Source organism: Bacillus paralicheniformis (assembly GCF_002993925.1).
Taxonomy (GTDB): Bacteria; Bacillota; Bacilli; order Bacillales; family Bacillaceae; genus Bacillus; species Bacillus paralicheniformis.
Genome location: NZ_CP023665.1, coordinates 1490690 through 1507119, shown reverse-complemented (window position 1 = coordinate 1507119; position 16430 = coordinate 1490690). Strand labels below are relative to the sequence as shown.

15 protein-coding genes are annotated in these 16430 nt (G+C 47.8%); 1 reads left to right on the top strand and 14 read right to left on the bottom strand.

Annotated features, from left to right (window positions below; translation table 11 throughout):
* Nucleotides 1–95: 95 nt before the first annotated feature.
* The 3 genes from CP943_RS07695 to CP943_RS07685 form a co-directional block, all read right to left on the bottom strand.
* Nucleotides 96–1403, bottom strand: a complete 1308-nt coding sequence (locus CP943_RS07695; RefSeq protein WP_105980906.1) for a pectate lyase family protein — start codon at nt 1401–1403, stop codon at nt 96–98.
* A gap of 209 nt (nt 1404–1612) precedes the next feature.
* A complete protein-coding gene (locus CP943_RS07690; protein WP_026579830.1) occupies nt 1613–2347 on the bottom strand; it encodes a DUF421 domain-containing protein in 735 nt (244 codons plus the stop codon).
* Nucleotides 2348–2465: 118 nt separating this feature from the next.
* Entirely contained in the window at nt 2466–2984 is a 519-nt protein-coding gene (locus CP943_RS07685) for an acyl-CoA thioesterase (protein WP_023856769.1), read from the bottom strand.
* A 190-nt stretch (nt 2985–3174) separates the two neighbouring features.
* On the opposite strand from CP943_RS07685, the gene CP943_RS07680 reads away from it, so the two are divergent.
* Nucleotides 3175–4041: a dimethylarginine dimethylaminohydrolase family protein gene (locus CP943_RS07680; protein WP_020451088.1), complete on the top strand. Its 867-nt coding sequence runs from the start codon at nt 3175–3177 to the stop codon at nt 4039–4041.
* Nucleotides 4042–4067: 26 nt separating this feature from the next.
* Here CP943_RS07680 and CP943_RS07675 read toward each other — a convergent pair whose 3' ends face one another.
* From CP943_RS07675 to proG, 11 genes are all read right to left on the bottom strand, one after another.
* Nucleotides 4068–5783, bottom strand: coding sequence for a patatin-like phospholipase family protein (locus CP943_RS07675; RefSeq protein ID WP_025812033.1), 1716 nt, complete (start codon nt 5781–5783; stop codon nt 4068–4070).
* A gap of 64 nt (nt 5784–5847) precedes the next feature.
* Entirely contained in the window at nt 5848–6861 is a 1014-nt protein-coding gene (locus CP943_RS07670; protein ID WP_003180959.1) for an ABC transporter ATP-binding protein, read from the bottom strand.
* A 19-nt stretch (nt 6862–6880) separates the two neighbouring features.
* Complete coding sequence (locus CP943_RS07665; protein ID WP_003180957.1) at nt 6881–7768, bottom strand: C40 family peptidase; 888 nt, start codon at nt 7766–7768, stop codon at nt 6881–6883.
* A gap of 14 nt (nt 7769–7782) precedes the next feature.
* Entirely contained in the window at nt 7783–8862 is a 1080-nt protein-coding gene (locus CP943_RS07660) for a mandelate racemase/muconate lactonizing enzyme family protein (RefSeq protein ID WP_026579832.1), read from the bottom strand.
* 18 nt (nt 8863–8880) lie between these two features.
* Nucleotides 8881–9813: a S66 peptidase family protein gene (locus CP943_RS07655; RefSeq protein ID WP_223254842.1), complete on the bottom strand. Its 933-nt coding sequence runs from the start codon at nt 9811–9813 to the stop codon at nt 8881–8883.
* Nucleotides 9814–9886: 73 nt separating this feature from the next.
* Nucleotides 9887–11512 carry a peptide ABC transporter substrate-binding protein gene (locus tag CP943_RS07650; protein WP_105980905.1) on the bottom strand — a complete coding sequence of 542 codons (1626 nt, stop codon included), beginning with the start codon at nt 11510–11512 and terminating at the stop codon, nt 9887–9889.
* A 31-nt stretch (nt 11513–11543) separates the two neighbouring features.
* Nucleotides 11544–12542: an ABC transporter ATP-binding protein gene (locus CP943_RS07645; RefSeq protein ID WP_023856765.1), complete on the bottom strand. Its 999-nt coding sequence runs from the start codon at nt 12540–12542 to the stop codon at nt 11544–11546.
* Nucleotides 12543–12549: 7 nt separating this feature from the next.
* Complete coding sequence (locus tag CP943_RS07640) at nt 12550–13509, bottom strand: ABC transporter permease (protein WP_003180946.1); 960 nt, start codon at nt 13507–13509, stop codon at nt 12550–12552.
* A 4-nt stretch (nt 13510–13513) separates the two neighbouring features.
* Nucleotides 13514–14440 carry an ABC transporter permease gene (locus CP943_RS07635; protein ID WP_095290153.1) on the bottom strand — a complete coding sequence of 309 codons (927 nt, stop codon included), beginning with the start codon at nt 14438–14440 and terminating at the stop codon, nt 13514–13516.
* Between the two features lie 15 nt (nt 14441–14455).
* Nucleotides 14456–15280, bottom strand: coding sequence for a M55 family metallopeptidase (locus CP943_RS07630; RefSeq protein ID WP_023856762.1), 825 nt, complete (start codon nt 15278–15280; stop codon nt 14456–14458).
* Nucleotides 15281–15498: 218 nt separating this feature from the next.
* Nucleotides 15499–16311, bottom strand: a complete 813-nt coding sequence (proG, locus tag CP943_RS07625; RefSeq protein WP_035338892.1) for a pyrroline-5-carboxylate reductase ProG — start codon at nt 16309–16311, stop codon at nt 15499–15501.
* Between the last annotated feature and the right edge of the window lie 119 nt (nt 16312–16430).

Sequence of the window (16430 nt, the reverse complement as noted above, 5' to 3'; positions counted from 1 at the left end):
CTTGCAATACAAGATAGACGAATCATAACATATGGTATTTTGTATTGCAAGATACCCGAACAAAAAAAGCGGACACCATGTCCGCTTTGCGTATATTACTTCAGTTTTCCTGCGCCTGCCTGCGCTTCAACGATTGTCGGCACATCTTCTGCGTCGTCGATTTTTTCAAACAGCGTCGGCTTCCAGCCGGCCGATTTTTTGACAGACGTATGGTTTGCTTTGTTGTATGTGCTGACAACATCGATTTTTGCGACGCTTTTTTGGTTGTTTACGACCGTATCTTTTTCATATAAAGCGTCACCTTTAAAGACCTTCATCAATTTTTGAGGCTTCGTTCCTTCCGGCAGGTCGAAGTAGTTGTCCTCAGCATAAATTTTTGAAGAATAGCCTACACCCCATGAATAATTGTAGCTGTCTTTCGTGCTTTTAAAATAGTTGTTGTAAATGTGCACTTTTCCGTAGCGGACGCGCGGTGCCCGCTCTTTTATATTTTCGTAGAGATTGTGGTGGAATGTCACCCTTAAATGACCGTTGTCTGCTTTGTAGCTGTCGCTTGATCCGATAATCGTGTTTTTAGAATGTCCTGAAAATATGCTGTAGGATACCGTAATAAAATCCGACTGCTTTTTGATATCCAGCAGTCCGTCGTGATGCTGTAATTCACGCCCGAAATACGTTTCGTTCAGCTCATCAGGCTGATCTCCGTCATTGAATGAGCAGTGGTCGATCCAAATATTTTTGGACATTTCAATCAGCAGGTTGTCATATTCTGAATTCCAGTTTCCGCTGCTCCCATCCGTCGGATCCCAGCCAGGGAAGAAATCGTACGCGTTTTCGAATTCGATATTGCGGATAATGATGTTTTCCGCGTTTTTGACATAAAGGCCTCCGCCGACGATTTTCGCATCATCTCCGAGCCCGATTATCGTCGTGTTTGAACCGACTCTGATCAAGACACGCTCCCTCTGATTGTCTTTGGAGCGGAGCCTTGCCTCTTCAAGCTTTCCTGACGGCTCCTTTTTCCCCCATTTCTTCGGATCATAAGCTTTGAGATACGCTTCGATCGAATATTCAGGGTCTTTATAATCTTCATAGCCTAAAGGATTGTTGTCATCATCAACACTAAGATTGATTGTTCCCTTCACATAGATGATCTTCGGCGTATCATTTTCGCTGTTCTTTTTATTGTCTCCCCCTAATGCCTCAACAAGCTGCTTGCGGTTTTTGACCGTATATACCTGATCAGAAGAAGCGTCAGCGCCTCCGGTCGTTCCTTTTCCATAAGCGCCCCAGCCGTCTTTTGAGCCGAGGACGTCGCGTCCGTAGTCTGCCGCTTCGATTGGCACAGAAGTGCCGAGCAGCAGCAGGGCGCCCAAAATTATTACACTAAAAAACCTTTTCATCAATTGCACCTACCATCAAAATTTTTTCACAAAAACTAATATATGCTATAAAAATACAGAAAACAACATATTTTCCTCCTATTTTTTGTGACACCATTTTCAACTTTCATGACATATGACCCGTTTCATTTTACAGATGTAGCAAAGAACAGACTCTTAATATTTTTCTGAAATAACACAAAATAAAAAAATCGCCTATTCGGCGAAAATTAATGGTCTTGCCCCGGTTTATAAAGATATGGATCATCAGTTAACGGGCTGCCGGGATCTTCCCTATCAATCATAATCTCATTTTTTTCGTTCAGGGTGCCGAGCGTAATGGTTGGCAGCATCGCTTGCTTAATCCCTTGATCCTCTAATTTTTGAAACAGCCATTCTTTCGTTTTTTTCAAGTATTTTAAATTGTGTTCGATGATTTCGCCGTCTAAAATAAGCGGAATCGGCACGAAATTCCGCTTCGTCTCCAAGCTGAGGTCCCGCGGCTGTACAGGCCTCGCTTCCGATTTGGGAATCACGCTGATCTGGCCCGATTCTTCAATCAGGGCGATGTCGATATCTTTCGGATCGGCATAGCCTTTTTCGCGCAATTTGCCGAGCAGTTCATTGACGGTCAGCCGCTCTCTTTTTAATCCCCCTTCATCAATATTGCCGTTTCGAATCAGCACAGTCGGGCTGACGACAAGAAACCAGCGCCATTTATTGTGTAATGACAGCTTTTCAATCAACAAATAGAAGATCAGAAAGGAAAGGGCATAATAAATGGACATTGAGATTTTAGAAGTAAGAATCGGTTCGCTGATGATCGTTCCGATCGCAAATGTCAGCAAAAGATCGAAGTTCGTCATTTGCGAAACTGCTTTCTTCCCTGCGATTCGAAAAAGAATATAAGCTATAGAGAACACTAAAGCAGGTTTGGCTAAAAAAGTCCATACAAATTCAAGCATTTCACCCAAAACTTCTTTCCGTTTTTTGTCATTTATTTTGAACAAATATTGGGTTGTGTATTCATTGCACAGCAAAACCCCGGCAAACTGATGCTGAGCCGGGGTTTTGTTCGTATGTTTACCAAGGTTTGTCAACAGCCAGCGCCTGAGCCAGTGCTTTGCTGTGTTTGCGATGGTTTTTCCGTTCTTCGGCGCGCTGCCGGGCGGTCTGGTGCAGCATGATTTCTTCTTCAGACTGCGGTACAACTTGGGGAACGGCCTGAGGATTGCCGTCCTGATCAAGCGCCACGAAGGTTAAAAAGGATGTCGCCGCAAGCTTTCGTTCGCCTGTCAGCAAATGCTCTTTAATGACTTTGACGAATACCTCCATTGACGTTCTGCCGACCCATGTCACATAAGATTCAAGGCAGACTGAATCCTCCTGGCGGATCGGTTCGAGAAAATCGACGGAATCCATGGAAGCTGTCACGGTTTCACACCTCGAGTGTCTCGCTGCCGAAATCGAAGCGATATCGTCGATATAGCTCATCAGCTTGCCGCCGAACAAGGTGTTGTGATTGTTCGTATCAAGCGGAAATACCCTGCTTGTTTTGACAACTTTTGATTCTTTGCAGTATCTCTTTTCAGGTCCATTCATCATCCATTACTCCTTTGATGTCTACTAAGATGCGTTTGTAAAGTGGATTTTTTCTATATTAAACACTATTAGAATTCATTTGTCTAAACTTTTTTATCCGGCTGACTGTCAGATTTTCTGGCTAAAAGGTTTATTTCTCGCTGCGGGAAGGGAATAATGAAATGACTAAAGAGAGGACGGGGGAATCAAAATGGACTCAGCATTATCGAAAAAAAACCGCGGGGCGGGCTGTACAAGCGAATACGACGTCTTAAAAAAAGTGGTGTTATGCAGACCGGAATATATGGAGATTGCAGAAGTGATCAATGAAACACAAAAGTATTTTCAAAAAGATAATATCGATAAAACGCTGGCCGTCCGCCAGCATCATACATTGATAAAAGAATTGGAGAGCCGGGGTATTGAAGTCGTGATTCTGCCTGCTTTAAGCCAATTTCCGGAACAGGTTTTCACGCGCGATATCGGGTTTACGATCGGAGACACTGTGTTTTCCGCGCAGCTATCAGCCGACATCCGCCAGGGCGAAGAAAACGTCCTGCAGGAATGGCTGGCAAAAGAACAGATCTCCTGGGCCACATTTAATGAAGGCTATCAAATCGAAGGCGGCGACATCCTCGTCGACCAAAATACCATATATGCCGGTATCAGCCACAGAACGACGTTCTCGGCCGTCCAAGAACTGAAGCGCAGGCTTCCCTCTTATGAAGTCATACCGGTTCCGTTTGAAGAAACGTTCCTTCATCTGGATTGCGTCTTCAACATTCTTTCGCCGACAGAAGCGCTTGTCTATCCAAAAGCCTTAGGAGAAAGAGAATACGACGTCTTGAAAAAACGCTATGAGATGATTGAAATTACGGATGATGAACAGTTCCAACTCGGTACAAACGTTCTGTCCATCGGCAATAAAACCGTGATCAGCCTGCCTGTTAACCGCCACGTGAATCAGGAGCTCAGAAAAAGGGGCTATACGGTCATCGAAATCGACTTATCCGAGATCATAAAATCCGGCGGGTCTTTCAGATGCTGTACATTGCCGATTGAGCGTAGCTGTACGTAAAAGAGCCTCAGAATGAAGGCTCTTTTTTACGCTTTTCTTTTTAACTTTTGCATACTGCCAAAGTATAAGAAGAGCTTATCAAACACTAGAAGGTACATATTCACAAAGATAAATCCCGTTAAAGCGATCAATACCGCAGGAACAATTTTAAACAAAATTTTGATTGCAGGGTTTCTGAGTCGACCGGTATATATTGCTTTTAAAAGAAGTACATACAAAATTGGCAAAATGAAAAGCACTGTTGGCAAGGATATATTAGAAGGAATCTCGATGTTAGGCATAAGCATAATTCCTATAAATACCGCAACTAAAATGCCGATATTCCCCAGACCTCTGTTTATTCTAAAAGGTTTAAACAACGTTTTGCTTGAAGCTGTTAAAAGCCTTTTATAATATGGATGAATCTCTTCTGCCGTAAGCCAGCTATCTATTTCGAAAAAGCGGTAATTCTTTGGTTTTATAGGAGACTTCGCGGCAAGATCCTTTATTTGGGATCGCTTAAACTCGTACTCGCTCATTTTGTACCCGTCAAGCATTAATGAGTAGGCTTCGACTTCAGAAAAAGAGTCAAGATCTGTCCGGACTTTTGAAAGCAGGTTTTGAACTTCTTCGTTGACACCGTATGTGTGGTAAGGCCCTTTAAACGAGCAGCCTTGTCTTTCTTGATTTTTGATCGGGATCGAGTCAATTGACAGCCGCTTTTTCAAGTGCAACAATGCTGTCGTGCGATGGTATTTTTTCATATGGCCTGAAATCTGTTTTTCCCTCACCAGATCGGCGAGAATGCTGGCGCTTCGCCCCACAACTCCAGGGATATGCGTGGACGGTTCTTTTTCGCTTTCCATTTGCTTAGACGCATCACTAATAATAAAATGAGTGCACTTAGGTCTCTCACTCAACAGAGTACTAATCCCTTGGTTATCATGAACACCCCCATCAGCAAGCTGCACCCGAATGCCTTCCTCATAAAGATCACTGATGGCAAGGGGGACAAAGACTCCAGGGACGCTTGCTGAAGCAGCAACAGCATGGCCCAGCCTGAAACAACTATGCTTGCACGGTCCGCGTTTCCGTTTATTTTGTTCTTCACACCGTGAATGACAGTTACTTTTACATAAGTCTTGATAGGATTTGACACGTTCCAATTTGAAATTTCCATCAACAAACAAAAGACTTTTATCCCTATCGATTTCCCCCATTCCCGAATTGGTAAATACCCAATTATGGCCGTTATTTAAAACAGTGGCATTCATCAATAGCTTGGGAATTTTCGCATTTTTTATAGTCGTGTTTATTGTTAAATCGTGCATGTAGATACATCGCTTGCATTCGCAAAACGCACCCACTGGTTTGAACATGAATTTTTCAAAAAGTTCGCCTGCATAGTCGCTGCGCGAGTAGTTTGGCAAACACATTTTCAAGTTTTTCAAAGGGTTAGTAAAGGTGCGAAGTCTGATGTTGCACTGGACTGCTCTGAGAAAATCGTTTTGTATCTCGACCATCATATTTTGATAATCTTCATCTTTTACTTCAGCTCCTTTTTTACTTTCATACAGCTTTTTTAAACGCAGGTAGTACAGTGTACCGATGATTGACCCTCCTGAAACTGCTGAAATCAAGTCAACGTGACGAAGCAGGCCTATATCAGCCATCCTTGACAAAACTCCAATATGAAAAAATCCGGCGCGAAATCCGCCGCCGGAGAGAGCCAAACCCAGTTTATACGTCTTATCTTCCAGCATCTTCATGTCTCCTTTTTGATTGTTATTATTCTTATAGAGAGCACGAATTATGCTGGGATTTGCTTCACCTCGCCTGCAGCGTCACCTTCATGCCGTCCTCCTCATTTCTCGCGTCGCCGTCATACAGATGGCAGGCGACAAAATGACCGTCATCGGCTTCTTTTAAGAGCGGTTTTTTGGCGGTGCAAATGTCCGTCGCGGCGGGACATCTCGTTCTGAAAACGCAGCCGCTCGGCGGATCGATCGGACTTGGCAGCTCGCCTTTCAGTATGATTCGTTTCCGCTTATCTTCCACATCCGGATCGGGAATCGGGATAGCCGATAAAAGCGCCTGGGTGTAAGGATGCAGCGGTTCTTGATAAAGCCGGCTGCTGTCGGTGATCTCGACCATGTGCCCGAGATACATGACGCCGATCCGATCGCTGATGTGCTTCACCATGGAAAGATCGTGGGCGATAAATAAAAACGTGAGCCCTTTTTCCTTTTGCAGCTTTTTCAAAAGGTTGACGACTTGCGCCTGGACGGAGACATCAAGTGCGGATATCGGCTCATCAGCGACGATAAATTCAGGCTCAAGCGCAAGCGCCCTGGCGATGCCGATTCTTTGCCTCTGTCCGCCGCTGAACTCATGGGGATAGCGATTGGCAAAGCTTTTGTGCAGGCCGACTGCTTCCAGAAGCTCGTCCGCTTTTTCAAGACGCGCCTTTTTCCCTCCGTACAGGCCGTGGATTTCCATAGGCTCTGTCATAATCTCCCTGACCGTTAGCCTCGGATTTAGTGAAGCATAGGGGTCTTGAAAAATCATTTGAATTTTGCGGTTGTACTGGAATGATTCATCATCGCTCAAATTGTGGATGTTTTTTCCCCGATATGTAACCTCGCCCTCTGTCGGCTGATAAAGGCGCATTAGCACCCTTCCGGAAGTCGACTTGCCGCAGCCCGATTCTCCGACGAGTCCGAACGTCTCTCCTTCTTTAATATCAAATGAAATGCCGTCGACCGCTTTGACCGTTTTGCCCCTTCCGGCGTCAAAGTGCATTTTGAGACGGCTGACTTTCAATAAAGCGCCGGTTTGCATGCCAATCCCCCCGTTTTAATTAAAAATAGCGCCTGATGGCACACAGCTCTTTTTCATAAATTGTGCCTTTAAGAGGTATGACCTCAATCGATTTTCCCGTTTTTGGAGAGTGCAGCATCTCTCCGTTTCCGCAGTAAATGCCGACATGGTGAACCCGCCCTTTGCCTTCTTCATATGCGAAAAACAGTAGATCGCCCCGCTTCGGGCTGCTGAAGGACACCTCTTTTCCGCTGTTCGCCTGATCGCCGGCATCGCGCGGCGCTGAGCAGCCGTTCGCCTTCAGCATATTGAAGACAAATCCTGAGCAATCGTAGCCAAAACCGCTCATTCCTCCCCAAAGATAGGGCAGGTTCAAAAACGCCTCACCGGTTTGAACGATGTCGTCTCCACTGCCTTTTACAGGTGTTTCGATATCCGCATCTTCTTTTTTCAGCCATCTGCGTCCGAGCGGTGTATCAACCTCAAACCAAATACCGTCTGAAGACAAAACGGGCAGCTTAGTGAGAAAGCTCAGTTCAAGAACTTTCATTTTCTTGTCATCATATAGAAAAGCCGTCGGTTTTTGAATGACGGCGTTTGTCTCAGACTTCGCCGGGCTTTTTTCGGCCAGGCATTCCTTTGGTATCCAGCCCGGGTAGCCGCGTTCGTCTTTTGCAGACGGCTGCCCGGGAATGATGACGAAAGCCCAGCCTTCCCGCTCTTTTATAAGCTGCACATCTTCTCCGAAAAGCACCTGTGTTTGAACAAGGTTTGCCGTACACAGCTCAAGACGCTCATCGAAGGACATTGCGTCAAGCCAGCTTCTTACATGTACGGGATTTGCCAGCATCAACCGGTCAATGCGGCGCGGTGCTTCCGGACTGGTCCAGACGTTGGCGACCGAGACGGTTGTCGTATAAAGGCTCATTCATCTTCCCCCTCTCAATGGTTGACTTTCGTGATACCGAGTCCGGGAGCATCCGGTATCGTGATCGTTCCTCCATGATAGCGGATGCCGCCTTCAACAATATCCTTCTTCAGCATGAGCGGCGCATCAAAATCGAATTTTGTCACATTTTTCTGGCTTGCTGCGAAGTGGACGGCTGCTGTGATGCCGACCCTTGTTTCGATCATGCTTCCGGCCATGCATTCCACTCCGCACGCTTCTGCCATGGCGTTGATTTTCAACGCCTGGCGGATGCCGCCCGCTTTCATCAGTTTAATATTGATGAGATCGGCGCTTCTCGTTTTCAGTACGTGAAAAGCATCCCTTGGGGTAAACACGCTTTCGTCCGCCATAATCGGCGTATCGACGGCATCTGTCACCTGTTTCAAGCCTTCGAGATCGCATCGGTGAACCGGCTGTTCGACAAGCTCGATCGAAAGCCCCTCATCCTCCATTTTCCGAATGGCTTTGACAGCCTGTTTCGCCGTCCAGCCTTGATTGGCGTCCACGCGGATCCGGACAGCGGCCCCCGCTTGTTTGCGGATTTCCCTGATCCGTTCGAGGTCTGTTGCCATATCGTTTTTTCCTACTTTAATTTTGAGCGTACGAAACCCATCTTTTACATAACGGGCCGCGTCTTTCCCCATTTCTTCCGGGTCATTGACGCTGACAGTAAAATCCGTCTCGATCTCCCGCCTGTATCCGCCCAGCAATTGATACAGGGGAAGACCGCAAAGCTGCGCCAAGCAATCGTAGACGGCTGTTTCTACAGCGGCCTTTGCGCTTGTATTTCCAACAATCAGCTTGTCGATGTCATGAAATATCGCCTCCGCCATTCGCAAGTTGCGCCCGGAGAGCGCCGGTGCGAATATCGTGTTGACTGCCCCCTCAATACTGTCAAGCGTCTCACCGGTAATAACGGCAGTCGGAGGCGCTTCGCCCCAGCCTGTCATCCCGTTTTCAGCCGTTAATTTGACAATGATGGCTTCCGCTGTGCGGACAGTTCGAAGCGCTGTTTTAAACGGTTTTTTCAGCGGCACGGCGATACGGTTTGTCGTCATTTCGGCAATCTTCATAGCAGCCTCCTTTTTCCATCAAGAAATTCCCGGATCGATCGTAAGCTGTTTTTTGTCGGCGTCAAGGACGGCTTGCGCCCCCACCGGAACGGCGATATTCGGTGAACAATGGCCGATGTTAAAGCCTGACAGCGCCGGTTTTCCTGCAGCGGCGATATAATCTTGGAAAACTTCTTTTAATGTAAGTGACTCACCGCGTTTTTTCGGGGAGCAGTTATGAAAATCGCACAGCAGGATGCCGACGGCGTCCGATAATTTCCCGGCCATTTTCAATTGATTCAGCATCCGGTCAATTCGGTAAGGCTCTTCATCGACATCCTCGATAAACAAAAGCTTTCCTTTCGTATCAATTTCATAAGGCGTACCGAGCGTCGTCACCAGAAGAGCGAGGTTTCCGCCGACAAGCTCCCCTTTCGCCGCACCGTTTCCGAGCGTTTCCAAAGGCGACAGCTCCTCTGTATAGGTGAGCGTCATTTTTTGAAACAGCTGCCGGAAAGAGCGCCGGGTGAGCGGATGCACGTCTTTATTGCCGATATCCGAACTGAGCATCGGACCGTGAAATGTAATAAGTCCGGTGTTTTGCCTGATCGCTGTATGTAAAAAAGTGATGTCTGAATAGCCCCAAAAAATTTTCGGGCGGCTTTTGATGAGTCGGTAGTCAATGTTCTCGGCAATCCTCGCCGTGCCGTAACCTCCGCAGGCACAGATGACAGCTTTGACCGAACGGTCTTCAAACATGTCGTGCAGATCCTCCAAGCGCTCTTCATCGTTCCCCGCCAAATAGCCGTGTCTTTCAATGGCTGAACGTCCCACTTTGACTTCAAGCCCGAGTTCTTTTAAAAACCGGACGGCGCGGTCAAGCTTTTCGGGGACGGGCGGACTGGCCGGCGCAATCACACCGACTGTATCTCCCTGCATTAATCTTTGAGGCGCAATATTCAACTGAGACATCCCCCTTTATGAAAAGTCCGCCCGCCTCTGTGCGGTGGCGTGCACAAAGAAAGTGGCAGACGGACAAGTTTGATCATGACGTTTTTTCGGCCCATTTCAGTTCAATGTAGCCGACCGGATGACGGACGATGCCTTTCACATTCTCCTTTTCCAAATGGACTTGATTATAGAAGTGGATCGGTATGATCGGCATCCCTTCAAACAGCAGTTCTTCAGCCTGATGCAGCAGCTCTGTGCGTTTTTCTTCATCAGCTTCATTTTTCGCCGCCTTGATCAGTTCGTCATACTCTGAATTGCTCCAGCCGGTTCTGTTCATTGCGTTACCGGTTTGAAAGCTTTCCAGGAAGTTGATCGGATCCGCATAATCAGCCAGAAAAGAGCTTTGGGAAAATTGAAATTTGAGCGCCTTCTGTTCTTCAAGGAATGTATTCCATTCCATATTGGCGAGCTTCACATCGACGCCGAGCGTACTTTTCAGCTTCTGCTGAATCGCTTCCGCCATTTTTTTATGCTCCGGTTTTGTGCTGTATGTCAGCGTAACAGCGGGCAGCTTTTCGTAGTTTTCTTCCTTCATGCCTTTTTCGAGCAGCTGTTTCGCTTCATCGGCGTCATATTTGAGCAAATCGCCGCCTTCCTCGCGAAAATCCTTGCCGTTCGGCCCTTTGATTCCCGAAGACACAAACCCGTGGGCCGGTTTTTCACCATTTTTTGTGACATAATCGACGATTTCCTGCTGATCGACGGCCATCGCAAACGCTTTTCTGATCTTTTCATTCTGGAACGGTTCTTTATTGACATTGAATCTGTAATAGTAAAGACCTGCCTGATCGAACACCTTCACCTCGTCAGAACCTATCAGCTTCTCGCTCATTTCAGCCGGGACATAAGCCGTATCGAGCTCATTCGACTCGAACATTTGGTAGTCGGTATTTCTGTCATCGACCATCGCCCATGTCACTTTATCAAGCTTCACAGTATCCCGGTCCCAATACGTATCGCTCTTTACCATCGTAAAGCTTTCATCATGCTTCCATTCTGTCAGTTTAAACGGACCGTTGCCGACAAATGTAGCAGCTTCTTCATGCCATTTCGGATTTTTTTCGGCGATTTTCTGAGGAACCGGGAAAAAAGCCGGATTGGCTACAATGCTTAAAAACGACTGCTGCGGACTTTCGAGTGTCACCTTAAGCGTTTTTTCATCCTCCGCTTTGACTTTGACATCATCCTTCGCACCTTTTCCGCTGTTAAAGGCCTCGCCGCCTTCGATAAAGTAGCCTAAAAACGCGGCGGAAGAGCCCGTTTTCGGATCGAGCAGACGCTTCCACGCATATTCAAAATCCCCAGCGGTTAAAGGGTCTCCGTTCGACCATTTGGCATCATCACGGATTGTAAAAGTATATGTCTTCCCATCGTCGGAAATGTTCCACTTTTCGGCGGACGCCGCTTCCGGTTCATGGTCTGCGCCAAGCCTAGTCAAACCTTCCATCAGATTGTTCAGCGCCTGCCATGAGACATTATTAAAGCCGATCGGCGGATCGAAAGATGTCGGTTCATTTTCATTGTTCAGCCTCAGGACTTGTTCTCCAGCCGTTTCTTTCGCTTTCTTCTTCGTTTCCTGCCCAGCCTGTTCATTTGCCGTACATCCGAACAGCAGAATGACCGCAACTGCGGCAGCCAATACGCTCGCTAGCCTTTTCATCAAATCCCCCCATTGAAAATCGATTTCATGATTATGTTGTCAGCAGAGCCCGTTTCGCCCTTTCATCCTGAAGCCAGCAGCACACACGATGCCCCGCCGAGACTTCTGCAACGGCAGGATAAACCTTGCCGCATACTTCCATTGCATAGGAACAGCGCGCCGTAAACGGACACCCTTCAGGCGGAGAAAACAAATCTGGCGGCGTCCCGTCAATCGGAACGAGGTCTCCACCTTCAAGGTCAAGCCTCGGAACGGAATGCAGCAAGCCTTTTGTATACGGATGCTGCGGACGGTAAAAAATATCCCTCCTCGCTCCCGTTTCCGCTATTTTCCCGGCGTACATCACGGCGATTCTGTCCGCCGTCTGTGCGACTACACCTAAATCATGGGTGATTAAAATGATGGATACACCGGTTTTCCGCTGAATGTCTTTAAACAGCTCAAGAATTTGCGCCTGAATGGTAACATCGAGCGCGGTCGTCGGTTCATCCGCAATCAGAATCTCCGGTTCACAGATGAGCGCCATGGCGATCACGATCCGCTGCCTCATCCCGCCGCTGAATTGATGCGGATATTGCCTCAAACGCTCTTTCGGATTCGGAATCCCGACGAGCTCAAGCATCGAAATGACCGCTTTTCGAGCGTCTGTTTTAGACACGGGCCGATGTTCCAAAAGCGCTTCTGTCAACTGGTCTCCGACGGTCAAGGTCGGATTCAGGGCTGTCATCGGATCCTGGAAGATCATTGAGATTTCGGCCCCTCTGATCTTTCTCATCTCTTTTTCGGACAGATGGCGCAAGTCTTTTCCCTTAAAGCGGACCGCACCGTCTGTGATCGTTGCCGAAAACTTCGGCAAAAGCTGCATGATGCTTTGCGATGTCACGCTTTTTCCGCATCCCGACTCACCGACAATCGCAAACGTCTCCCCCTCATATAACTCAAAGCTCACGCCGCGGACGGCTTTGACCGTGCCGCCGTATGTCGTAAATGAAACATGCAGATTCTCGACTTCCAATACTTTTTTCCGCAAAAACACATTACCTCCTCAGCTTCGGATCTAACGCATCCTGCAGTCCGTCTCCAACGACATTAAAAGCGAACATTGTTAATGAAATAAAGAAAGCAGGAAAAAACAGCCGCCACCAGTGTCCCGATAAGATCACCGGAAGGCCGTCGTTCGCCATGACACCCCAGCTCGCAAACGGGGCTTGAATGCCCAAACCGAGGAAACTGAGAAACGCTTCGGCAAAAATGGCCGACGGCACCGTCAAGGTCATCTGGACGATGATCGCTCCCATCATGTTCGGAAGGAGATTCCGCCTGATGATCCTTACCGTTTTCGCTCCGAAGGTTTTGGATGCGAGAACATGCTCATCATGCTTCACCTTCAAAACCTGACCCCTGACGATCCGCGCCATGCCGACCCAGCCGGTGACAGTCAGCGCAACGATGATCGTCCCGAGTCCAGGCCCCATCATGACCATGAGAAGAATGACGACCAATAAATAAGGCAGTCCATGCAGCACTTCGATGACCCGCATCATGACATGGTCTGTTTTGCCGCCCTTATAGCCGGAGATACCGCCATAGATGACGCCGATTGCAAAATCGATCAAAGCCGCCATCACGCCGACAAACAGTGAAATCCTCGCTCCATACCACGTTCTTGTAAACACATCGCGGCCGAGCTCATCGGTTCCGAACCAATGCTCCATCGACGGAGGCAGGTTTTGCTCGGAAAGCGTCTGCTGGGTGACGCTGTGCGGAGAAAGAACCGGTCCGAGAACAGCCATGATGAACAGGAAGATTAACACGCCCAATCCCGCCATCGCCAGCTTGTTTTTCCTTAAAATCCGCCAGGCGTTCTGCCAGTATGACAGACTCGGCCTTGCAACGGATTCACGCTCATCCTGCTTTTGTTTCAGCGGGGCAAACCATTCAACAGGGATATCACTGCCTGAAGACGCTTCGTTTTCTGTGCGGACTGGAAGGCTCATATGCTCACCCTTTCTTATGCAGTTTAATACGCGGATCCAGGATTCCGTAGGCCATGTCGACAAGAAACAACATGATGATGAGGATAATGCTGTAAAAAACGGTGGTACCCATAATCACGGGGTAATCGCGGGAGTTGATGCTTTCAACAAAATATTTTCCCATGCCCGGAATCGCAAAGATTTTTTCGATGACGAAACTTCCCGTTAAAATCGCAGCAGTAAGCGTCCCGAGAATCGTTACGACTGGCATAAGGGCGTTTTTCAGGGCGTGCTTCATGACAATTTTAAAAGGGGAAAGCCCTTTAGCCCGGGCCGTTCGGATATAATCCTGTGTCAGCACTTCAATCATGCTGGAACGGGTCAGCCTGGCGATAATCGCCAGCGGCCCCATTGCCAAAGCCGCAGTCGGAAGCACCATATGAAGCGGGCTCGTCCATGTCGATGGAGGGAATATATTCCAATTGACGGCGAATTGCTGTATCAGCAAGGTCGCCATAATAAAGTTGGGAACCGAAATGCCGAGAACGGCAATGGTCATTGCTATATAGTCGATGACGCCGTTTTGCCGCAGCGCGGCAAAGATTCCGAGTACGATCCCGGAAATGACCGCCATAATCAGCGCCGTCATCCCCAGCTCAAATGAAACAGGGAACCCTCTTGACAGCAAATCGTTCACGCTTTGTGAAGGCTGCTTGATCGATGGCCCGAAATCAAAGGTAACGATCGACTTGACATAATACAAATATTGAACAAAGAGAGGCTCATCAAGCTGATAGTAAGCCTCAAGGTTGCGCTGAACCGCTTCATTCGTGTTTCTTTCTTCATTGAAGGGAGAGCCCGGAATCACTTTCATCATCACAAAGGTCAATGTCGTGATCACCAAAATGGTCGCCAGCATCGACAGAAGCCGCTTCATGATGTAACCCGCCATTTTCATCCCACCTTCCTAGGAGAATGTTGTTCTCATCGCAAGCTCGGTCATGACAAGCATCGCTTGATAGGCTTCAAGAATGTCTTTCGCTTGATAGCGGACAGTCGTCGTTTGCGGTTCGATTTCAGCACCCGGCATTAGACTCGCCCACTCGGCTTGCCCGTAATTGGCAAACTCAATCCGCAGCACCGGCCTGTCCGGAGGCGTGAGCGGCTTGACTTGATCGCGGTTTTGAATCGCATATGCCGTCCGCTCTCTTAATAGCTGCCCCGCTTTCTCCGGCGTCAGGCATTTGACCGCCGAACGGGATATCGTTTCCTTGACGGCCGCTGTCGTTACGTTCGGAATCAGTTCCTCCGCCTCAGCTGCCGCCTCGCTGTCACCGGCAACCATGATAACCGGGACGCCGTAATAACCGGCAACATAAGCGTTGAACCCCAGCTCGCCCACCGCCTGATCGTTTATGTAAAAATGTCTGACGCCGAAAATCATGCTGTGAGACATCACGCCTCTCATCGATGCTCTCGCATGGTAGCCGACGAACACGGCACCATCGCATGTATCGTCAAGTCCCTGGACCATCGAAAACGGTTTGACATCTCCCGAAATGAGCAGCGCTTCAGGATGGAGCCGCTCAATTAACAGATTGTTCATTTTAGAGTGGCTGTCATTGACAAGCACCTCTCTGCATCCGCTTTTGAACGCTTCGTCAATCACATGATTGGCCTCGTCCGTCATGATCTTCCGGCCTCTCTCATAGTTCAGCTTGCTTGAATCGACGAACGTATCATCCGGAAGTCCGGAAATCCCCTCCATATCAACAGACATATACAGCTTCACAAAAAACCACCCCTTATGAAAAACGTCTCAAATTTTTTATTATTTTGGGAATATTCTAACAAATTATATTAGAATTTTAATAGAAATGCAATAACCATTGGTAATTTTAGAAATTTAATATAAAATTGGAATTTTGATGAATATTGTCGAATGCAAATAAAAAAGCTGCCTGATCAGGCAGCTTTGGGATGTCCGGATATGTCGATAAATGCCGCAGCTCACTGCCGGCGGACAGCGTCTTTAATGTCTTCATACTTCTTCATCGTTCTGGCAAACAGCTCGTCAAAGACTTCCGGCATGGCATTTTGAATGACCTTCGCCCCTTCTCCGGTTATGCCGCCTTTTGTCGCCACCCGATCAAGCGTTTGTGCAAACGTCATGTCTTTTTCCATTAACAGCTTGCCCGTTCCCAGCAATGAATGAATCAGAAATTGAAACGCGTCTTCTTTCGTAAGACTGCTGTTTCTGACGGCAGCTTGAGCAAATTCTTCAAAGATCGAAGCGATGAACCCTGGTGAAGAGCTTGTTAAATTACTCGCAGCGTCAATATCTCTCTCATGTATCTGTTTGACTGTGCTGAAAACGGAAAGATATTCTTCCAGCCGGCTTTTGTCCGCCTCAGCAACCCGCTCGCCGTGGACAACAAGCGAAACACCGATCCCGGCTTCAGATGTGAGGGTCGGAATGTATCTCGTCACCTGTCCGCTTGTCCAGTCGTGAAGCCGGCCAAGCTCGACCCCCGCGGCAATCGAAACAATGTGGACATCCTCCTGAAGAAACGGCTGTATGTTCTCAAGCGTTTCCTTTACCGCCATCGGCGGTACACAGATGAAGATCAGGCCGCACTGTTTGGCGAGCTCTTCGGCTGATTGACAGGCGACATTCGGGTAAAGTTTTCTCAGCTCCCCTGTTTTCCCGTCATTCCTTGAGCTGACGACCACCATGTCATCGCTGATTTTCTCCTGATCAAGCAGTTTCACCGCAATCATCTGTGCCATACTTCCGTATCCGATAAATCCAATCTTTTTCAACGTTTAGAACACCTCTGACATGTCATATTATAAATAGCACCCTATTTATTCTATCCTTTTTCTTTGACAATTTCCCACAATGTTTTCATGTTTATCCCACAGTCTTTGATTATGATTGA